Genomic DNA, 1,351 nt, shown 5'->3' with positions numbered 1-1,351 from the left:
CAGCTGCTACAGGCGGCACGGAGTTGGCAACAACTGCCGCGCTTGCAACAGGTACGTACTACGTATCGCAAACGCTGAACGCTTGTGAGAGCACAAGGACCGCGGTGAGTGTAACAGTAAATACAACAGTTGCCCCAACAGCATCTGCACAAACATTCTGTAGCGGAGCTACAGTAGCAAGTTTAACTGCAAACGGCACTTCATTAAAATGGTACACAGCTGCTACAGGCGGAACGGCGTTGGCAACCACTGCCGCGCTTTCAACAGGTACGTACTACGTATCTCAGACGCTAAACGCTTGTGAGAGTACGAGGACCGCGGTAAGCGTAACAGTAAATACCACTGCTGCTCCAACCGCATCGGCACAGACATTCTGTAACGGAGCTACGGTGTCTAACCTTTTGGCAAACGGCACTTCATTGAAATGGTACACTTCCAATACAGGCGGAACGGCGTTGGCAACCACTGCCGCGCTTGTAACCGGTACCTACTACGTATCTCAGACACTGAATGCTTGTGAAAGTACAAGGGCAGCAGTGAATGTAACAGTAAACACAACTGCTGCTCCAACAGTATCGGCACAGACCTTCTGTAACGGAGCTACGGCAGCAAGTTTAACTGCTAATGGCACTTCGTTAAAATGGTACACAGCAGCTACAGGCGGAACGGAGTTGGCTTCGACCACGATACTTTCTACCGGCACGTACTACGTATCGCAAACAATAAATTCTTGTGAGAGTACAAGGACTGTGGTAAGTGTAACGGTTAATACAACTGCCGCTCCAACAGCATCGTCACAGACATTCTGTAATAGTGCAACCGTAGCGAACCTTGTGGCAAACGGTACCTCACTAAAATGGTACACTTCCAATACAAGTGGCACTGCGTTGGCAACCACTGCCGCGCTTGCAACAGGCACCTACTACGTATCTCAGACGCTGAACGCTTGTGAGAGTACAAGAACAGCGGTGAGTGTAACAGTAAATACAACTGCTGCTCCAACAGCATCGGCACAGACTTTCTGTAACGGAGCAACGGTGTCTAACCTTGTAGCAAACGGAACTTCATTAAAATGGTACACAGCAGCTACAGGCGGAACGGCGTTGGCAACCACTGCTGCGCTTTCAACAGGTACATATTACGTATCGCAAACACTTAATGCTTGTGAGAGCACAAGGACCGCGGTGAGCGTAACAGTAAATACAACAGTTGCCCCAACAGCATCGGCACAGACCTTCTGTAACGGAGCAACGGCAGCAAGTTTAACTGCTAATGGTACTTCATTAAAATGGTACACAGCAGCTACAGGTGGCACTGCGTTGGCATCGACGACGATACTTTCGACAGGTAC

The 1,351-nt window shown here is 49.5% G+C and carries 1 pseudogene; it reads left to right on the top strand.

What is annotated here, in order from left to right:
• Window positions 1-1,351, top strand: a pseudogene (locus ACLI08_RS16370) (hypothetical protein); the annotation flags it as partial.

This window comes from Flavobacterium sp. RNTU_13 (assembly GCF_046614455.1).
GTDB lineage: Bacteria > Bacteroidota > Bacteroidia > Flavobacteriales > Flavobacteriaceae > Flavobacterium.
The sequence above is the reverse complement of the archived record's forward strand: the minus strand, read 5'-3'. Positions and strand labels throughout refer to the sequence as shown.